This is a genomic window from Glaciihabitans sp. UYNi722, from assembly GCF_040549465.1.
Taxonomy (GTDB): Bacteria; Actinomycetota; Actinomycetes; order Actinomycetales; family Microbacteriaceae; genus Lacisediminihabitans.
The window spans coordinates 36,950-54,744 of record NZ_JBEPTL010000001.1 but is presented as its reverse complement, the minus strand read 5'-3'; the positions used below and the strand labels follow the sequence as shown (position 1 = coordinate 54,744).

The 17,795-nt window shown below is 64.1% G+C and carries 18 protein-coding genes; 12 read left to right on the top strand and 6 right to left on the bottom strand.

Going from position 1 to position 17,795, the window contains the following annotated elements; all coding sequences use genetic code 11:
* Window positions 1-20: 20 nt before the first annotated feature.
* Window positions 21-1,220: a PucR family transcriptional regulator gene (locus ABIB56_RS00270; RefSeq protein WP_354566715.1), complete on the top strand. Its 1,200-nt coding sequence runs from the start codon at window positions 21-23 to the stop codon at window positions 1,218-1,220.
* Here ABIB56_RS00270 and ABIB56_RS00265 read toward each other — a convergent pair.
* Window positions 1,217-2,257, bottom strand: coding sequence for a saccharopine dehydrogenase NADP-binding domain-containing protein (locus ABIB56_RS00265; RefSeq protein ID WP_354566713.1), 1,041 nt, complete (start codon window positions 2,255-2,257; stop codon window positions 1,217-1,219). The genes ABIB56_RS00270 and ABIB56_RS00265 overlap by 4 nt on opposite strands.
* 140 nt (window positions 2,258-2,397) lie before the next feature.
* Between ABIB56_RS00265 and ABIB56_RS00260 the strand changes: the two genes are divergently transcribed.
* The 5 genes from ABIB56_RS00260 to ABIB56_RS00240 all read left to right on the top strand — a co-directional run bounded on the left by ABIB56_RS00260 (window position 2,398) and on the right by ABIB56_RS00240 (window position 7,168).
* Window positions 2,398-3,315: an ACP S-malonyltransferase gene (locus ABIB56_RS00260; protein WP_354566712.1), complete on the top strand. Its 918-nt coding sequence runs from the start codon at window positions 2,398-2,400 to the stop codon at window positions 3,313-3,315.
* Complete coding sequence (locus ABIB56_RS00255) at window positions 3,312-4,316, top strand: beta-ketoacyl-ACP synthase III (protein ID WP_354566711.1); 1,005 nt, start codon at window positions 3,312-3,314, stop codon at window positions 4,314-4,316. The genes ABIB56_RS00260 and ABIB56_RS00255 overlap by 4 nt, the downstream gene beginning before the upstream one ends.
* 40 nt (window positions 4,317-4,356) lie before the next feature.
* Complete coding sequence (locus ABIB56_RS00250; protein WP_331098484.1) at window positions 4,357-4,605, top strand: acyl carrier protein; 249 nt, start codon at window positions 4,357-4,359, stop codon at window positions 4,603-4,605.
* 114 nt (window positions 4,606-4,719) lie between these two features.
* A complete protein-coding gene (locus ABIB56_RS00245; RefSeq protein ID WP_354566710.1) occupies window positions 4,720-5,958 on the top strand; it encodes a beta-ketoacyl-[acyl-carrier-protein] synthase family protein in 1,239 nt (412 codons plus the stop codon).
* Between the two features lie 22 nt (window positions 5,959-5,980).
* Window positions 5,981-7,168 (top strand): glycosyltransferase family 4 protein, encoded by a 1,188-nt coding sequence (locus ABIB56_RS00240; RefSeq protein WP_354566709.1) that lies wholly within the window; start codon window positions 5,981-5,983, stop codon window positions 7,166-7,168.
* 76 nt (window positions 7,169-7,244) lie between these two features.
* Here ABIB56_RS00240 and ABIB56_RS00235 read toward each other — a convergent pair whose 3' ends face one another.
* Window positions 7,245-7,724: a DUF3145 domain-containing protein gene (locus tag ABIB56_RS00235; protein ID WP_354566995.1), complete on the bottom strand. Its 480-nt coding sequence runs from the start codon at window positions 7,722-7,724 to the stop codon at window positions 7,245-7,247.
* 291 nt (window positions 7,725-8,015) lie between these two features.
* Between ABIB56_RS00235 and ABIB56_RS00230 the strand changes: the two genes are divergently transcribed.
* Window positions 8,016-8,579, top strand: coding sequence for a PadR family transcriptional regulator (locus ABIB56_RS00230; protein ID WP_354566708.1), 564 nt, complete (start codon window positions 8,016-8,018; stop codon window positions 8,577-8,579).
* Here the strand turns inward: ABIB56_RS00230 and ABIB56_RS00225 are convergent, their stop codons facing one another.
* The 4 genes from ABIB56_RS00225 to ABIB56_RS00210 form a co-directional block, all read right to left on the bottom strand.
* Window positions 8,580-10,256: a bifunctional 3'-5' exonuclease/DNA polymerase gene (locus ABIB56_RS00225; RefSeq protein WP_354566707.1), complete on the bottom strand. Its 1,677-nt coding sequence runs from the start codon at window positions 10,254-10,256 to the stop codon at window positions 8,580-8,582.
* 194 nt (window positions 10,257-10,450) lie between these two features.
* Complete coding sequence (locus ABIB56_RS00220) at window positions 10,451-11,281, bottom strand: DUF1684 domain-containing protein (protein ID WP_354566706.1); 831 nt, start codon at window positions 11,279-11,281, stop codon at window positions 10,451-10,453.
* A 115-nt stretch (window positions 11,282-11,396) separates the two neighbouring features.
* Window positions 11,397-11,600, bottom strand: a complete 204-nt coding sequence (locus ABIB56_RS00215) for a cold-shock protein (RefSeq protein WP_147784641.1) — start codon at window positions 11,598-11,600, stop codon at window positions 11,397-11,399.
* Between the two features lie 378 nt (window positions 11,601-11,978).
* Window positions 11,979-12,146 (bottom strand): hypothetical protein, encoded by a 168-nt coding sequence (locus ABIB56_RS00210; RefSeq protein WP_354566705.1) that lies wholly within the window; start codon window positions 12,144-12,146, stop codon window positions 11,979-11,981.
* A gap of 173 nt (window positions 12,147-12,319) precedes the next feature.
* Between ABIB56_RS00210 and ABIB56_RS00205 the strand changes: the two genes are divergently transcribed.
* From ABIB56_RS00205 to ABIB56_RS00185, 5 genes are all read left to right on the top strand, one after another.
* A complete protein-coding gene (locus ABIB56_RS00205; RefSeq protein ID WP_354566704.1) occupies window positions 12,320-13,375 on the top strand; it encodes an acyl-CoA dehydrogenase family protein in 1,056 nt (351 codons plus the stop codon).
* Window positions 13,369-14,127 carry a PIG-L deacetylase family protein gene (locus ABIB56_RS00200; RefSeq protein ID WP_354566703.1) on the top strand — a complete coding sequence of 253 codons (759 nt, stop codon included), beginning with the start codon at window positions 13,369-13,371 and terminating at the stop codon, window positions 14,125-14,127. Before ABIB56_RS00205 ends, ABIB56_RS00200 begins: the two co-directional genes overlap by 7 nt.
* Window positions 14,093-14,737, top strand: a complete 645-nt coding sequence (locus ABIB56_RS00195) for a class I SAM-dependent DNA methyltransferase (RefSeq protein WP_354566702.1) — start codon at window positions 14,093-14,095, stop codon at window positions 14,735-14,737. The genes ABIB56_RS00200 and ABIB56_RS00195 overlap by 35 nt, the downstream gene beginning before the upstream one ends.
* Window positions 14,737-15,438, top strand: a complete 702-nt coding sequence (locus ABIB56_RS00190; protein WP_354566701.1) for a glycosyltransferase family 2 protein — start codon at window positions 14,737-14,739, stop codon at window positions 15,436-15,438. The genes ABIB56_RS00195 and ABIB56_RS00190 overlap by 1 nt, the downstream gene beginning before the upstream one ends.
* Window positions 15,439-15,690: 252 nt before the next feature.
* Window positions 15,691-17,787, top strand: a complete 2,097-nt coding sequence (locus ABIB56_RS00185) for a PQQ-dependent sugar dehydrogenase (protein WP_354566700.1) — start codon at window positions 15,691-15,693, stop codon at window positions 17,785-17,787.
* Window positions 17,788-17,795: the final 8 nt, after the last annotated feature.

The following is a 17,795-nucleotide window of genomic DNA, read 5'->3' as shown; positions in this document are numbered from 1 at the left end:
AGCTCTCCGCTCGACGACTGATGGCACCGGTGGCGAAGACAAAAGAGCAGACGCTCGCCTGGCTCAGGGCGATCTCTGGCGAACTCGCGACCGCAACGCTCAAACGACTCGACGACACGCTGCCCTGGTACGGCGAAATGCCACCGGGGCGGCGGTCGGCTGTCGGTCTCGTCGCCCAGGCTGGCATCACCTCCTTCATCCACTGGTACGAGGACCCCGCATCGACACCGTGGATCGCAGCGGATGTCTTCGGTGCCGCGCCGCGCGAACTCCTCAGGTCGGTCAGCCTCACTCAGACGCTCCAGCTCATCAAGGTGACGGTGGAAGTGGTGGAGGAGCGCGTCAAAGGCGCTGATGAGTCGGTGCGCGAGGGGATCCTGCTCTATTCCCGTGAGATCGCCTTCGGTGCCGCTGACGTCTATGCTCGCGCGGCCGAAGCCCGTGGACTCTGGGATGCGCGGCTCGAGGCGCTTGTCGTCGACTCGATCCTGAGCGGAGAGTACGACGACGAACTGCCATCACGGATCGCCGCACTGGGCTGGCACGGGCATGGGGAGGTTTCCGTGCTGGTGGGAACCGCGCCGAAGATGCTCGACGTGGACATGCTTCGCCGCACGGCGCGACACCTCGACGCTGACGTGCTGATCGGTGTGCAGGGAAGCCGTCTCGTTCTCGTGATCGGTCGCGCCCATCCAACACCGGCGGACGACGAACCGGCGGGCGCCGTGCTGCTCCCGTTCCTCGACATCGCTACGGCTCTCGAGCCCGGCTTCGGCGACGGACATCTCGTGCTCGGCCATGAGGTGGCCAGCCTGGTCGAAGCATCCCGAAGCGCGAAGGCGGCACTCGCGGGTTTCGCCGTCGCACGATCGTGGCGCAACGCCCCACGACCGACGCTGGCAGACGACCTGCTACCTGAGCGCGCCCTCGCCGGCGACGCCCTCGCACGCGCGACCCTGATCAACCGCATCTACAAGCCGCTGCAGGCGCACTCGACAGAACTGCTCACAACCCTCTGGTGCTACCTCGACAACGGCCGATCGCTCGAAGCGACCGCACGGGAGCTGTTCGTGCACCCCAATACGGTGCGCTACCGCCTCAAGCGCGTCACCGAGGTCATCGGCTGGGATGCTACTGGGGCGCGCGAGTCGCTTATCCTGCAGGCGGCGCTGATTCTCGGATCCATCGCGGAACCCGACGGTCCGCTGCGGCGCAGCTAACTCCCGGTGACGATCCGTCCGCGGTCGTCCAGCGCGTCGATGCGAGTGTCTGGCACACCGAGCGCGAACTCGGTGCCGAGCACCGAGGCGATGGTGGCCACATCCGCCAGCGGTCGCCCGAGCACACCGAGTACCGCATTGACCGTTGAGGTGGCAGTGAAAGCGAAGCCCTCCCCCGTGGACAGCCAGGAACTCGCGGTGTGGCCGTTGGCATCCGTCGCTCTCGCCCATGCGTAGGAACGATAGACGTGGCCGGAACTGTGTCGCACCTCCGGCAGCCCTTTCACCAGGTGAGCACGCGCGGCGAAGCCGACGACCGGCAATCCCGCTGTCAACAGCGTCGCCGGCGCCGAAAAGCCGACCGAGGCGCTGACAGTGCGCATTCCCGTGGTCTGACGAACCGTCACGAGGTCGCCGGTGGCGATCGGGACGATGCTGCGCGCACCGATCGGCGTGGAGATGCGGCGGATGCCACGCCCCAACGGTGCCCGCTGCACCAGCCCGTTCACGATCCGAACGCCGCCGCTGCCGAGTACTCCGACGACACTCGCGGACGTGGCAGGACCACCCCGCGCGTTGTCGGCGAACATCGCTACCTCCACGGCGACGGGTTCGGCCACTGACCCGACGGCATGGGCGGCGACGGCGTCGGTGACCACCGTTCCAAATCCGACCGAGGGCACGGCCGTGATACCGACGGCGCGCACGCGGGCACCCTGCCGGAACAGCTGCTGCACCGACTCGAACTCGTTGGAGATGTCGAGGTAGTGCGTGCCGCTCACGATGCAGGCGGTGAGCACGGGTTCGAGCGTCTCGACGAATGGACCAGCCGCGTTCACGACCAGGTCCAGTGGAGTGAGAGCCTTCGCGAGCGACGCGTCGTTCACGACCACGAAAGGCAGATCGAGCGACTCCGCGAATGGCCGGAGTCGGGACTCCGTGCGTCCGAGCAGCACGGGGCGTTCACCCCTGGCAATCGCCTCTGCGGCGATGAGACCACCGGTATAGCCGGTCGCACCATAGATCGCCCAGGTCATCCAGCCTCCGATTGTGAACCATCACCGACCTTACGGCAGCCCGACACGCATCAACAGCTGTAGAACTGCGCCAAAGCTGTACGTGTTTATTAGTGTTGAAGCACAACTCCCCCGTCCCCCTCCCAGAGGAGACTTGACAAGTGATCGTCGTCGTGTGCCCAGGACAGGGCTCCCAAACTCCCGGATTCCTGGCTCCCTGGATCGCCGAGCCCCGGTTTCGCGACCACCTCGGCGCGATCTCCGACGCCGTCGGCATCGACCTCGTCGCCCACGGAACTACCTCCGATGCCGACACCATTCGCGACACGGCTGTCGCCCAGCCGCTGATCGTCGCCGCAGGACTGCTTACGCTGACCGCACTTCTGAAAACCCGCCGTGGCCGTGTCGGCGGCATCGCGGGTCATTCAGTCGGCGAGCTGACCGCAGCAGCAGGCGCCGGCATTCTGAGTGAAGCGGATGCCATGACTCTGGTGCGCGAACGCGGCACGGCAATGGCCAAGGCTGCGGCCATCACGAAAACCGGAATGAGCGCTGTCGTCGGCGGGGACGAAACCGCTCTTCTCGCCCAACTCGCTGAACTGGATCTCTCACCAGCAAATTTCAACGGCGGCGGTCAGATCGTCGTCGCAGGCGAACTGGCGGGTCTGGAGAAACTCAAGGAGAATCCTCCGGCCGGCGCCCGCGTCATCCCGCTCCAGGTCGCCGGTGCATTCCACACCCGGTATATGGCCCCGGCTGTTGATCACCTGCGCGACGTCGCCGCAGGGCTCGAGAAGCGCGACCCGAGCCTGACCATCTGGACCAACCGCGACGGCTCGGCGGTCGCCAGCGGTGACGCGTTCATCGAACTCCTCGTCGGCCAGGTCTCCTCGCCGGTACGGTGGGACAAGACCGTGGAAGCGTTCGCGGACGCAGGCGTCACCGGATTAATCGAGGTTGCTCCAGCTGGCGCCCTCGTGGGTCTTGCCAGGCGCGGCCTCAAGGGGATCCCGACGGTGGCTGTGAAGACCCCGGACGACCTCTCCGCAGCATTCGACCTGATAGACGGGAATTCATGAGCCAGCCAACACTCCAGCAGTCCACAGGACCGGAGTTCACCCGCATCTACAGCTACGGCGCCGCCCGCGGCGACCTGGTCGTGCCCAATGACGATCTAATCGGCCCGATCGACTCGAGCGACGAGTGGATCCAGCAGCGTACCGGGATCATCACTCGCACCAGGGCATCGCACGATGTCCTCGCCGTCGACCTCGCGACGGATGCCGCCCGCGAGGCCATCGACAAGTCCGGCATCGCACCGGAGCAGATCGACCTCGTGATCATCGCGACGATCAGCAATGTGCGACTCACCCCCTCGATGGCCGCAGTCGTCGCGGACCGGGTCGGAGCGAATCCCGCAGCCGCCTACGACGAGAATGCGGCCTGCGCGGGATTCAGCTATGGCGTGACGCAGGCTGACGCGCTCATCCGCACCGGCGCAGCCCACTACGCACTGGTCATCGGCGCGGAGAAGCTCTCTGACATCGTTGATCCGACCGACCGCTCCATTTCCTTCCTCCTCGGAGACGGCGCCGGAGCCGTCGTCATCGGGCCGAGCGACTTTCCCGGCATCGCAGCGCCCGTGTGGGGTTCGGACGGGTCAAAAGCGGATGCCGTCGGCATGAACGCGAACATCACAGAGTTTCGCGATGGCACAGCACCGTGGCCGACACTCCGCCAGGAAGGCCCTACGGTCTTTCGCTGGGCGGTCTGGGAGATGGCGAAGGTCGCTAAGCAGGCTCTGGAGGTCGCCGGTGTGACCGCCGAAGACCTCGCCGCGTTCATCCCACACCAGGCGAACATGCGCATCATCGACGAGTTCGCCAAGCAGCTCGGACTTCCGGAATCGGTGGTGATCGGCCGGGACATCGCTACCACCGGCAACACCTCGGCCGCATCCATCCCCCTCGCCACCCATCGCCTGCTCGAAGAGCATCCGGAGCTCAGCGGCGGACTCGCCCTGCAGATCGGTTTCGGCGCGGGCCTGGTCTTCGGGGCCCAGGTAGTAGTCCTCCCATAAGATAATCAACGGTCAACCGACACCCCCAAGGAGAAACACAATGGCATTGTCCACAGAAGAAGTTCTGGCAGGTCTCGCCGAGCTTGTCAACGACGAGACTGGCATCGCCACCGACTCGGTCGAGCTGGACAAGTCGTTCACGGACGACCTGGACATCGACTCCATTTCGATGATGACCATTGTCGTGAATGCAGAAGAGAAGTTCGACGTGAAGATTCCCGACGAAGAGGTCAAGAACCTGAAGACTGTCGGCGACGCTGTCAGCTTCATCGTCAACGCACAGGGCTAGACCCCTCACCAGACGCGGCTGGTCAGCCCTGGTTTGCCGCCAGGGCTGGCCGCAACCGCACCGCGTTGGACAGCGCGTAGTGCCTGATCGTCGATCCACAAGAGAGATGTCGTCATGAGACCCAAAAAAATCGTTGTTACCGGGCTGGGCACGACCTCGCCCCTCGGCGGAAATGTCCAGGACACCTGGGAAGCACTCCTCGCCGGGGAATCCGGCACCCACACCCTCGAGAACGACTGGGCCGAGACCTACGGGATCCCGGTGAACTTCGCCGCCAAGGCCAAAGTGCGCCCTGAGGAAGTTCTGGAGCGGCCGGAGGCCAAGCGGCTCGACCCGTCCGCGCAGTTCGCCCTCATCTCGGCACGCGAAGCATGGGCGGATGCCGGAACTCCCGATGTCGCGCCAGAGCGTCTCGGCGTGGATTACGCCACCGGCATCGGTGGCCTGTGGAGCCTCCTCGACGCCTGGGACACCCTGCGCGAAAAGGGATCCCGCCGAGTCCTGCCGATGACGGTCCCGATGCTCATGCCGAACGCGGCCGCAGCAGCCCTCTCGATGAATTTCGAGGCTCGCGCCTTCGCCCGTACCGTGGCATCCGCCTGTGCTTCGAGCACGGAATCGATAGCCAACGCCTACGAGCACCTCCAGCTGGGGCTCGCCGACGTGATCATCGCCGGCGGTGCGGAATCCGCGATCCACCCCATCACGCTCGCCTCGTTCTCGTCGATGCAGGCGCTCTCACGGCGCAATGATTCGCCAGAGACGGCGTCGCGCCCCTACAACGTCGACCGTGACGGCTTCGTGATGGGTGAGGGCGCGGCCAGTCTCGTGCTCGAGACCGAGGAACACGCCCTAGCCCGCGGTGCACATATCTACGCCGAGGTCGCCGGCGGTGGCGTGACGGCGGATTCGTATCACATCACCGCGAGCGATCCTGAGGGGCGTGGCGCCTCAAGGGCTATCGCGCAGGCGCTGGAACAGGCGGATGCGACCGCCGCCGAGGTCAATCACATCAACGCTCACGCCACGAGCACACCCGTCGGCGATATCGCGGAGTACGCGGCCCTTAAGGCAGCATTCGGCGATCGGATCCACGAGATTCCCGTATCGGCTACCAAGGGCGCCACAGGGCACCTCCTGGGCGGTACTGGGGCACTGGAAGCGATCTTCACGATTCTCGCGCTGCGTGACCGCACAGCGCCGCCGACAATCAACCTCACGGAGCAGGATCCCGAGATCCCTCTCGACGTCGTGACGTCGCCTCGTGCGCTGGGAGACGGACCCCTGCTGGCGATCAGCAACTCTTTTGGTTTCGGCGGTCACAACGCCGTACTCGCGTTCAGGAGCGTCTAGCCGGGGCGCCCCTGCGGATTCCATGCGTATTGCAATAGTCAGCGACTACTACTTCGACTACGTCGGGGGTGCCCAGACCTCGATGCGCCAGCAGAAGCTGGCGCTCGAGGAGGCCGGTCACGAGGTGGTCGTCGTCTCCCCCGCCCGCGGGATCTTCGGTCCCCGCTACCGGCGGATACCGACGGGCCTGCTGGTGAAGCCGCTCTGGCGGCTGCCCGTCCTGGACCTCGCCGTCGTTCCGAACAACGATCGCAGCGTCAGCGCCCTCGAGCGATACTTCCGCGACGAAAAGATCGATGTCGTGCACATCCAGACCGAGTTCGGGCTGGCTCATGTCGTCGACGCGGCCGCTGCCCGAATCGGAATCCCGCTCGTGCACACAGTGCACAGTTTCTACTGGGCCAGCGAGGGCGGACCGCAGGCCTCGGTGGCCTGGTTCATTCGCTGGGCGCTGCAGCTCGTCATCGGCGAGACGATCCCGAAGCTCCAGTTCACGCCGCGCAAGGCCGATAACCTGCTGCGCAACCTGGTGCTGGTGATGGCCAGGAAGGCCGGGCAGGTCGTGTCGCCGTCCGCCCACCAGGCCGCCGATCTCAAAGCTGCGGGTGTCATGGGAACCATTTCTGTCATCCCGAATCCGATCGCAACCGCCGAGCGCTCCTCAGATGCGCTGACCATGGAGCAGGCGCAGAACCCCCGCTTCCTCTGGGTGGCGCGCTGCGAACCGATCAAACGTCCGCTGCCGTTCGCGAGGGCAGCGATCGACGCGCTCGCACGCACGAACAACGGCTTCAGCGTCGACTTCGTCGGCGAGGGTGCCGACCTCGCCGCCCTGAAGAAGCTGGCTGAGGGTCATCCGCAGATCCGCGTCCACGGCGCGCTCCCGCACGACGAAGTGCTCTCGCTCATGGATCGGTCCGCAGCGATCGCCCTCACCTCGCTGGGTTTCGACAACCAGCCGATGACGATCGCCGAGGCGGTGAGCCGCGAACGCGGGGTGCTCTACTGCGATCCGCGGCTGAGCGAAGGCCTGCAGAATTCAGGCTTTCTCTCGAAGACACCGGATGACAAGGGTCTGGCCGACGCGATCGTCACGCTGGTCAACGATCCATCGCTGCTCGTCGGACTCTCCAAAGGCGCGGACATCGACCGCGAACTGTTCTCTCCCTCGCGCTATGTGGAGCGCATCGTCGAGGTATACCGCTCGTAGCGCTGTCGTTTCGGCGGTCTGCTGTCGCTATCCGGGCAGCGAAGCGCCGAAACGACAGCGCAACGGCACCTCGGAATCAACCGACCTTGTGCAGCCAGACCACCTGGTTGGTATCGCTCGCGTGGCGGAACGCCTCCAGCTCGTCGTCCCAGGCCTGGCCGAGAGCAAGTCGCAGTTCGCGATGGAGTTCGAAGGCGTCGGAACCGGCAATCTCCATGGCATAGCGGATACGGTCCTCGGGAATCACGACATTGCCGACGTTGTCGGTCTGGGCGAAGAAGATACCGAGGTCGGGGGTGTGCAGCCAACGGCCGCCATCACTGCCGGCCGTGGGATCTTCTGTTACCTCGTAGCGCAGGTGCTCCCAGCCTCTGAGCGCCGAAGCGAGAGCAGCGCCCGTGCCCTGCGCGCCCTCCCAGTAGAACTCGGTACGCATCGATCCCCTGAGCACCGGCTGCTCTACCCAGTCGAAGTTGACCGCACGGTCGAGAGCACCCCCTGCCGCCCACTCGATGTGAGGGCAGAGCGCACGCGGAGACGAGTGCACATAGAGCACCCCGCGCGCCCGGGTAGCGCGTTCCCTTGCGGTACCACTAGTACCGGTGAGCCCGTCTTGCGCGGTCTGACCGGAATTGTGTTCAGCCACGATGTCTCCATTCCGTTGAGGTGCGACTTCCCCATCGACCTCGGAATGAATCCGTGCTGCTTATTGAATTGACGGCTAACCGTTGGCCTCATTATTGCCGATGGAACCGGTAAACCACAACTGTGTGATTACCGTGTCTTTCCTTCCCGCGTGTCGCGAATCTATACTCGGTATATCTTTCGAAGCAGCCGAGGAGGGCGCGTGTCCGTTCGAGACGGCCTGCTGGCGATTCTCACGCTCGGCCCCGCCTACGGTCTTCAGCTTCACTCCGAGCTTGCCAGTCGAGCCCCGCACCGCAAACCCGTCAATGTCGGGCAAATCTACGGCACGTTGGAGCGGCTGGCGAAACAGGGCCTCATTGAGCCAGCCGGCCTGACGGATGACGCACTCCCCCTCTATCGCCTGACCGAAGCGGGCAAGAACGAAGCCACAGGCTGGATGTCTGAGCCGGTGATCGACGCGCTCCCCGAGTGGACTGAGATGCTTGACCAGGTTCTTGTGGCCAGTTCCATCGACCCGGTGTCGGCGAAACGCGTCGCCCAGCTCTTTCGACGCTGGTGGGAGACGGATCTCGAGCACACGCGCAGGCCGGTGATCGAAGGATCATTTCCCACCGACGCGCATCTCGCGCTGGTGGCCAGGGAGGCCCAGGCGGTAGCCGCGATTGCCTGGCTCGGTTCCGCTATCTCGGCGCTCTCCGAGAACGACTCGATCCGGGGACTCTCCGACGTGCGGCCTCGGCGCGGGCGTCGTCCGCGAGCCTGATCACTTCGCCTGCCCGTAGTTGTCGACGACCGCCACGGTGAGCGGGAAAGTCACCGGAATCGCGCCGAACATCAGCCGACCGGCCTCCGCTGCTGCGTCACGCACGGCACCCTCGACGATCTCGGCGAGCTCAGCCGGGCAGTGGACGACGACCTCGTCATGCATGAAGAAGACGAGATGCGGAGCATCCGTGATCCAGTCGCCGCCACCCAGGTCATTGAGGCTGCGCCTGAGGTTGGCCATCCAGCAGAGCGCCCACTCGGCGGCACTGCCCTGCACCACGAAGTTACGGGTGAAACGACCCCAGCCGCGGGCCTGGCCGCGAGCACGACTGGTATCGGCGTCCGTCGCCGTTTCTCCGTAGGCCTCCGACTGGCTCGCACGCCAGCTTGCCCCCGGTAAGGGTGAACTGCGCCCGAGGCGAGTCGTGACGATCTCCCCGCGCTCCCCGTCCCGTGCAGCCTGCTCAACCAGTCCGATGGCACGCGGATAGGCGCGCGCGAGCTTCGGCATAAGCCTGCCGCTCTCCCCGGTCGTCGCACCGTACATCGCCCCGAGCATCGCGACCTTGGCCTGGTCGCGAGTTTCCACCGCGCCACTTGCGACAATGCCCGCGTAGAGGTCACCGGCGCTTCCTGCCTCGGCCATCCCGCGGTCGCCGGACATCGCAGCGAGAATGCGCGGCTCCAACTGTGACGCGTCGGCGACAACGAATTTCCAGCCGGGATCCGCGATAACGGCACCGCGAATCTGCTTGGGGAGCTGCAGTGCGCCGCCGCCGCCCTTGCTCGCCCAGCGCCCGGTGACCACGCCACCAGGAACGTATTCCGGGTGAAACCGCCCGTCACGCACGTTCGTGTCCAGCCAGTGCCATCCGTTCGCGCTCAGCAGGCGGGAGAGCTTCTTGTACTCGAGGAGCGGCCCGATCGCCGGATGCTTGAGCTTCTTCAACTCCCAGGAGCGGGTGGACTTGACCATCAGCCCCGCGACGCCCAGCGCCTTCAGTAGTTCGTTGGGCGAATCGGGATTGAGGCCGGGCGACTCCAGGGCGTCCCTGATGCGGGTGAGTACGGCCTCAAGGATTGGTGGGCGCTCACCGCCCTCCGGTCGTGGGCCGAGGTAGCCGCTGAGAATCTCGTCGTGCACGTCTGACCGCCACGGCAGCCCCGCATACATCATTTCCGCAGCCACCAGCGCTCCGGCAGACTCGGCGGCGAGCAGGAGTCCAAGTCGACGAGGGTCTTCCGCAGCAGCAATGGCCTCGCGTTGCGAGAGGAACTCGGCCAAAACATCCTCATCGACGGGCCCAGCCGCTGGCTCGTCAAAATCGAAGAGGGCCTCCTCGACACGCTCTATAGTTTCGGGGGCTGCTCGATCCCACGAACTCCGGGGTGCTGTGGCCAGTCGCGAACCAGCCGTCAGCGCGGAATTTCGCAGAATCGCGTGCGAAAGCCTGAGGTCCACGCAGCGCTCAACTCGAATCCGCGCTGCGAGCAGGACGGGGTACCAGCGGCTCGTGTCGTCCCAGACCCAGCGCGGATGCTCCGGCTCCAACTCGGCGACAACCCCAGCCAGGCCGCTCTCCGTGACCGTCCGCGGCTCCCCCACTGGCACGCCGTCCGAGTCGAGGCGCTGCACAACCGGCCCCTCAGCGCTGGAGAACAGGGCGACGTACACAGGACAATTCTGCCTGCCGCTCGCGACATCCACAGCACCCCCGTGTCCCCACCCTTCGGAAATTCAGGAGATCGGTCACGAACCGTGCCTTGGGGGTCCATCTGGGCTGGCTCCCGTACCCAAGTCCTGAGTTTCCGAAGGTTGACACCGAAGAACACTCAGGAGAAGAGTTCGGCGGTCTCGGTCAGCAGGGATCACTCGTGGAGCAGCGAGCCGTCTTTCTTGAGAACCTGCTTCTCGCCAGCCTCGATCGGCACCGCGAACCGATTCTGCTTCGGGGGCATCGGGCAATTGAACGCATAGCTGAAGGCACAGGGCGGGAGCACGGCCCGATTGAAATCGAGGGTGATGGTGCCATCCTGATTCGGAGCGACGAAAAGGAAGCGACCCACGCTGTAGGTGCTGTCGCCACTGGTGGAGTCAGAGAATACGAGTTGAAGTGCGCGCCCGGATTTGAAGGCCGCCAGGTCGTAATCGACGCCGTCCTTGGAGAAGGTGATCTCGCCGGGCACGGCCATGTCGCGGGTCTTACCGTCGTCTTTGAGATGTTCGAAGCCGACGGTCGTGCCGCCCTCGATCTCCGTGAAGGTTCCGGTGATCACCCAGTCGGGGTTGTAGTCGAAGGCATCGATCGAACCGAACTCCTGGATGCCCTCTGAGTTCCCATCCCACACCCGCAGCGCGTAGGTGCCCTCTTCGCTGGCAATCACGAAGCCGGTGATCGTGTCGCTGAAGACGATCTCGCTCGGCGTCTCGGCATCCTTACCGCGCACAACAGCCTCGCCGTCAACGAGTACCCCGTCGACGACGATGTTCTCGGATGCCGCAGCCGTCAGCTTCAGTCCCGACTCCCCTTTGGCCAGCGGCGCCCATTTACCGGGGACACCCCAGATGGTCTGCTCTGAGTCGATCCACTGGGTGTTGACCAGCGCGAGGCTGCCCTTGGGCTGCACCACTGCGAGTTCACGACGCCCGTGATAGGTGGCGAGCTGGTCTGCGGCGGTGACGGTAGCGGTGTCAGTCATAAATTCCATCCTTGCTGAAGTCGCTGAAGACAACGACGAGGAACACACGAGCATTCCCTTAACGACAAAACCGGCCCCCGCTATGCGGGGACCGGTTCCGAGTCAAACTAAGCGCTTAGAGCGGGCGGATGTTCTCAGCCTGCGGACCCTTGGGGCCCTGCGCCAGGTCGAATTCGACCTTCTGGTTCTCGTCGAGCGACTTGTAGCCGCTGCTCGCGATCGCCGAGTAGTGTGCGAACACATCGGGCGATCCGTCATCGGGGGCGATGAATCCAAAGCCCTTTTCAGCGTTAAACCACTTCACGGTTCCTAGTGCCATAATTTTCTCCTTCAGGAGTCTTCGCGCGAACCCGACTGTCGGATCCGCTCGTCGCGGTGTTCATCGTCCGCTCCCGAAAAAGTCAAGGCACCTTCTGGATAAATCCGTGGGGTTCCGAGCATTCAAGATGTGCGAGGTACTGCAACTGCACGGCCCACTGTAGTGGAAGTACCGCCATTTGGGTCAATGTGTAACAAAAACGGAACACAAAGATTTTCCATCCTGTGCGTAAACAGCCAACGTTGCAGGGTGACAGACAGCAATAGAGCGGACCGAGACGGTCACTATCGCCACCACAGTGCTCCAGGCTCCCGGTCCCCTGGATGCCCGTCCCAGACCAGGCCGTTGAAGCACTCGGCACGTCCCTGAAGCGGGCGCCTAAACGTTCGAGTTGCCGCCTGCCGCGCGGCGGATGAATCCGATGATCGCCGTGATGACGAACAGGATGATCCCGATCACCGCGAGGAAGAACAATCCCTTGATCACGAACCCGATCACGGACAGAACCAGCCAGATCACGAGCAGCGCGAGAATCAGTTTCAGCATGAAGCCGACTCTACGCGTTCGTGGGACCAGGGCGACGTAGAGGCGATTCTCATGGGTGCATATCCCCTCGGCCGTGTTCCCGCGGTATCGTCAGGTCGAGCGGTTAAGCACGACTTATTCTCCGGCGCAACCCCGTTCCTCTGAGCAGTTAGCGCGCCTACTGTGATGTCCTGATGTCCTTCGCAGCCGCTCCCGTCTCGTTCGCTTCGGTGCCCAAAGGCCCGCCAGGATCTCTTACGAATCTCGCCGTGGGGTACTCGGGCGCGGGTGTGATCGAATCCCTCGCGCTGGCAAAGCAGCTCGGCAGCAGCGGAAAATGCCCAGGAGCCGGTGACACCCGGGACATCTGGGAGGCGCTGGCGACTGTCGGTGCGCGGGATCTGGGCGCCGCCCGGGCCGTCGAACCCCACCTGGATGCACTCGCCATTCTCGATCAGGCGACTAATGCGGGTTTCGAAGGCCAACCCGATGCCACCGAGCGAGCCTGGGGTGTCTTCGCTGCCGAAGGAGGCAGCGACCCATTGATCGCCAGCGCAATAAACAGTGGTTGGCGATTGGATGGCACGAAGCCCTGGTGTTCATTGGCCGGGGAGCTGGATTCCGCTCTCATCACCGCGAGCGTGGATGGTGGATCGCGACGATTGTTCGCCGTCGACCTCTCCGACCCCGGGGTCGACGTGCGTACGGACAGCTGGCACTCGCGCGGGCTCGCCGAAATCCGGAGCGGTCCTGTGCACTTCGCATCGGTCAGTGCCGTTCCGGTGGGCGACGAAGGATGGTATCTCGAGCGACCAGGATTCGCGTGGGGCGGAATCGGTGTGGCTGCCTGCTGGTTCGGGGGCGCCGTTGGACTGGCGCGGAGCCTCTTCAGCGCGGCGCAGAAATCCTCGGCCAGCCCTTTTCTGTTCATGCATCTGGGTGCAGTCGACGAGCTTCTGCAATCCTGCCGTCGCGCACTCCTCGAAGCTTCCCAGTCCCTCGACGACGGAGTTGCGGTCGGAAGTGCAGGACGTCTACTCGCCAAACGAGTTCGTAGCACGGTCGCACGGTCGAGCGAAGAGGTCATTCAACGAGTCGGTCACGCTCTCGGACCGGCACCTCTCGCACTGGATGAAGGTCACAGCAAACGCGTTTCGGACCTCGAGCTTTACCTCCGGCAACACCATGCCGAACGCGACGACGCGTCACTTGGCGAAGCGCTCGCACGAGCGGAGGGTGCACCGTGGTGACTTTCGACTCGCGGACCGCCGGCACATCCGCGGAGATCTGGAATGCCGACGCACGGAGACACCGACTGCCGGAACTTCGCCTGGAAGGCATCGACGAACTGATCGTCATCGCGGCTCATCCGGACGACGAAACCCTTGGTGCAGGCGGTTTGATCGCCGAATGCTCGATTATCGGCATCCCAATCCACGTGGTCGTCGTGACAGACGGCGCGGGCTCTCATCCCCATTCAACAACCGTGACACCGGTAGGTCTCGCGGTGCGCCGCCGCCGAGAAACGACGAATGCTGTCCGCCGTCTTGCTCCGGCAGCCGTGGTGACGTTCCTTGATTTCGGCGATGGCACCATCCGTGAGAATCGCGAACAGGTGCGGATCGAAGTCGACTGCATCGTCGCGAAAGCCTCCCAGAACGCACTTCTCGTGGCACCGTGGCGGGGTGACGGGCATCGAGATCACCGCATACTCGGCGAGGTGACAGCCGAAGCAAACGCCGGACGGGGCATCAGGTTCCTCGAGTATCCGATCTGGCTGTGGCACTGGTCGTCCCCCGAACTGGATTCGACCCCGTGGAAGCAATTCTCAGCGCTGCGGATGAGCGAATCGACGCTCGCTGCCAAGAACGCGGCAATCCGCCTCCACGAGTCACAGGTCGCACCACTTTCGGCAGCCCCAGGGGACGAAGCCGTGCTTGACTCGCAATTTCTGCGCAACTTCGAACATGACGCGGAGGTGTTCATTGCACCAGAGCGGTGAGGCCGAAACAAGGACCGTTCCTGGGTCGTATTTCGACGCGACCTATGCACGACACGAAGACCCATGGGGCTTCGGAACTCGCTGGTATGAAGAGCGAAAGAGGGCTCTCACGCTGGCCGCACTCCCCAGGGAGCGATTCGATTCGGCTTTCGAGATCGGATGTTCGATCGGCGTGCTCACCGAGGAATTGACCCGACGTTGCGGTCAGCTCCTCTCAGTGGATATTTCGCAGGCCGCCGTCGATCGAGCGAAGAGCCGGTTGTCGCGCACTTCGAACCTGACTATCGAACGCGCCGATGTAGCCGAGGAGTATCCATCCGGACCTTTCGACCTTGTTCTGCTCTCCGAGGTGGGCTACTACTTTGCCCTGGACGATCTCCACCGTTTGATTGTCTCCATCGAAGGCAGTCTTGCCACCAATGGTGTGCTGGTGGCCTGCCACTGGCGCCATCCGGTGGACGACTATCCGCTCTCCGGCGACGCGGTGCATCAGGCGATTGAGGAGCACGGAGGTTTGCACCGGATCGTGCGCCATATGGAGGAAGACTTCGTGCTCGAGGTCTTCTCGCCCGACCCGCGGTCCGTTGCCGAACAGACGGGACTCGCCTGATGGCGGCAATTCGAGCGGTAGCCGTGGTGATTCCCGCGCGCGACGAGGAGAAACTCATTCGCCGCTGTCTCGAATCGGTTCGGGCCGCCGTGGGCCACGCCGCGATGACGAGTTTTCCGGTACCCAGAATTCTCGTCGTGCTCGTGGCAGATCGCTGCACCGATCAGACCGTCGCCATCGGCCGTGAGTTCTCCGAGGTCTCCGTGCTGGAAGTGGATGCCGCCAACGTCGGTATCGCCAGAGGAGCGGGTATCCGCTATGCCCTCGCTACCCTCGACAAGCCGCTCCCGAACGTCTGGATCGCCAATACCGACGCGGACTCGGTGGTGCCGACAAACTGGATCACCACCCAACTCGATCTCGCGAAGCACAAAGGAGTGATGGTCGGCACCGTTCGCCCGGACTTCGCCGAGCTACTGCCCCATCAGATCGAGGCATGGAAATTGACCCACATCCCTGGGAAACCGAACGGCCACGTGCACGGCGCCAATCTCGGCGTACGAGCAGACCTTTACCGATCCGCCGGTGGATTCGCGCGAGTAACCGAACACGAAGACAACCTGCTGGTTTCGACGCTCAAGGATTCTGGCGTGCAGGTGATCGCCAGCGACAGTTGTGAAGTGATGACCTCCGCTCGGCGCGAAGGCAGGACACCCGGCGGATACGCCGAATACCTTCGAATGGCGCTTGCCACCGGGTGAGGCCCGCTCAGAATAGCCCGACCGTGGCTCTGGATGTCAGAGAGTTCGACCGCGGGCGCTTGGTGGGTCCCGCCGGAGACAGTGCTCCCACGCGGCGCCGAGCCCTTGCGCCCGCCACCCCCGGGTGGTGTGATGGTAGCGGCATGAAAAGTAAGTGTTGCTCGCACGTTGGGTGCAGTGGGGTCGAGCGTCTGCGATAGCCGATGCGCGCAACGACACCGGATAGCTGCTCCCCCGCTCAAAGGAGACAGTGTGTCTGAGACAATTCCGCTGCATCGCCGGGGGCGAAGAATTCTTACCGCCCTCCTCGGCCCCGTTCTCGCCATCGCTCTCGCCGCGATGCCCGTCGCAACCCTTGGTGCCTCGGCCGCAGCGGGGAGCACTATTCGTGGGACTGCTTCTGGCCGTTGCCTCGATGTGGTCGGGGCGAACACCGCTTCGGGTACCGGTATTGATGTCTACGACTGCGGCACCCCCGCGAACCAGCAGTGGTCCCTGACCGCCGCGGGCGAGTTACGGGTGTACAACGGCACGATGTGTCTCGACGTTGCAGCGCACAAGCGGGCTCCCGGGGCGCGGGTGCAGATCTACGGATGCAACGGCGGCGCGAACCAGCGGTGGACGCTCGCAGCCGACCACACGATCCGCGGCGTCGAATCGGGTCTCTGCCTCGACGTGCTGAACGCGGCTACGGCGAACAGCTCCACGGTAGCCATGTGGACCTGCCACGGCGGCGGAAACCAGCAATGGACTAGCGCTCTGGGGAACCCTGACACGCAGCCCCCAACGGTGCCGGGTGGCACACGTGTCAGCGACCTGACCTGCTCGTCGGTGAGCTTTGCGTGGAATGCCGCGACCGATAATGTCGGCGTGGCCTTCTACGACGTCTATCACGACGGCCAGCTCATGAAGAGCGTCAGTGGATCCACGCTCTCGACGAGCCTCACCGTGGTCGGCGGCGTCACGTGGGGTCTCTATGTCAATGCCCGGGATGCTGCGGGCAATGTCTCGCAGGCGAGTTCCACGGTCCCCATCATGCCGCCGCAGTGCCAGCCCGACACGACTCCCCCGTCAGCACCCGGCTCGCTAACCGCGTCCGCCGCAGGCACGACCGTGAGCCTGTCATGGGCGGCGTCCTCCGATGACATCGGGGTGCGCGCCTACGATGTCTACCGCAACGACGCCAAGGTCGGCAGCGTGACCGGTACCGCATCCACCGCGCCAGCGACGAGCTATATGGACAGCGGCCTGGCCGCGACGACGACCTTCAGCTATCGCGTGGTCGCACGCGACGCGCAGGGCAATGTCTCGACATCGAACGCCACAGCTGGCGCGACCACCGGTACCGCATGCAGCAATTCGGTATGCGAGGTGACCCAGGTGACGACGGACACCGACATTCCCTGGGGCCTCGTCACCCTGCCAGACGGCAGCATCTTGTATAACCAACGCGACGCGCACAATATCGTTCACCTCGATCCGCAGACCGGAGCGAAATCGACTGTCGGCACCGTGCCGAATGTCGAAAACACCGATGGCGAGGGCGGACTAACGGGCCTCGCCATCGCATCGACCTTCGCAACCGACCACTGGCTGTACATCATGCACACGTCACCCACGGATAACAGGATCGTGCGCATCAAAATGACGAACGGTGTTCTCGACACCGCAAGCGAGCAGGTGCTTCTCTCGGGCATCCTGCGCAACAAATTCCACGATGGTGGCCGCCTACGCTTCGGGCCGGATGGCAAGCTCTACGCGTCGACCGGGGATGCCCAGAACGGTGACAACGCGCAGAACATCGCCAAACTGAACGGCAAAATTCTCAGGCTCAATCCGGATGGCTCGATCCCCGCCGACAACCCCTTCGGTAACGCCGTCTGGAGTTACGGCCACCGCAATCCTCAGGGCCTCGCTTTCGATTCACAGGGGCGACTCTGGGAGCAAGAGTTCGGCAACAGTGTGATGGATGAGACAAACCTGGTCGTCAAAGGCGGCAACTATGGCTGGCCGGCCTGCGAGGGCACCACAGGAGCATGCGGAACCACGGGCTTCATCGCACCCGCTCACACCTATCCGACGGCGGATGGATCGTGCTCAGGCATCGCGATCGTGAAGGATGTGCTCTACGTGGCCTGCGAGCGGGGTACCCGCCTGTACCGCGAGGTGATCAGCGGCAGTGCACTCACCAACGTCCAGACGTATTTCGTCGGAACCTACGGTCGGCTGCGCACGGTTGAGCCCGCCCCCGATGGCGGACTGTGGCTGACGACGTCAAACCAGGGTGACAAAGACAGCATTCCGAACAACAGTGCGGAGAGGATTCTCCACGTCACCCTCGGCGGGTGACGCCGCCA

Excerpts from the sequence above, each read along its gene's own strand:
- ABIB56_RS00265 (WP_354566713.1), bottom strand. The coding sequence starts at position 2,257 with ATGACCTGGGCGATCTATGGTGCGACCGGCTATACCGGTGGTCTCATC.
- ABIB56_RS00220 (WP_354566706.1), bottom strand. The coding sequence starts at position 11,281 with ATGACTGACACCGCTACCGTCACCGCCGCAGACCAGCTCGCCACCTAT.
- ABIB56_RS00255 (WP_354566711.1), top strand. The coding sequence starts at position 3,312 with ATGAGCCAGCCAACACTCCAGCAGTCCACAGGACCGGAGTTCACCCGC.
- ABIB56_RS00240 (WP_354566709.1), top strand. The coding sequence starts at position 5,981 with ATGCGTATTGCAATAGTCAGCGACTACTACTTCGACTACGTCGGGGGT.
- ABIB56_RS00270 (WP_354566715.1), top strand. The coding sequence starts at position 21 with ATGGCACCGGTGGCGAAGACAAAAGAGCAGACGCTCGCCTGGCTCAGG.
- ABIB56_RS00205 (WP_354566704.1), top strand. The coding sequence starts at position 12,320 with ATGTCCTTCGCAGCCGCTCCCGTCTCGTTCGCTTCGGTGCCCAAAGGC.
- ABIB56_RS00215 (WP_147784641.1), bottom strand. The coding sequence starts at position 11,600 with ATGGCACTAGGAACCGTGAAGTGGTTTAACGCTGAAAAGGGCTTTGGA.
- ABIB56_RS00190 (WP_354566701.1), top strand. The coding sequence starts at position 14,737 with ATGGCGGCAATTCGAGCGGTAGCCGTGGTGATTCCCGCGCGCGACGAG.
- ABIB56_RS00245 (WP_354566710.1), top strand. The coding sequence starts at position 4,720 with ATGAGACCCAAAAAAATCGTTGTTACCGGGCTGGGCACGACCTCGCCC.
- ABIB56_RS00210 (WP_354566705.1), bottom strand. The coding sequence starts at position 12,146 with ATGCTGAAACTGATTCTCGCGCTGCTCGTGATCTGGCTGGTTCTGTCC.
- ABIB56_RS00195 (WP_354566702.1), top strand. The coding sequence starts at position 14,093 with ATGACGCGGAGGTGTTCATTGCACCAGAGCGGTGAGGCCGAAACAAGG.
- ABIB56_RS00250 (WP_331098484.1), top strand. The coding sequence starts at position 4,357 with ATGGCATTGTCCACAGAAGAAGTTCTGGCAGGTCTCGCCGAGCTTGTC.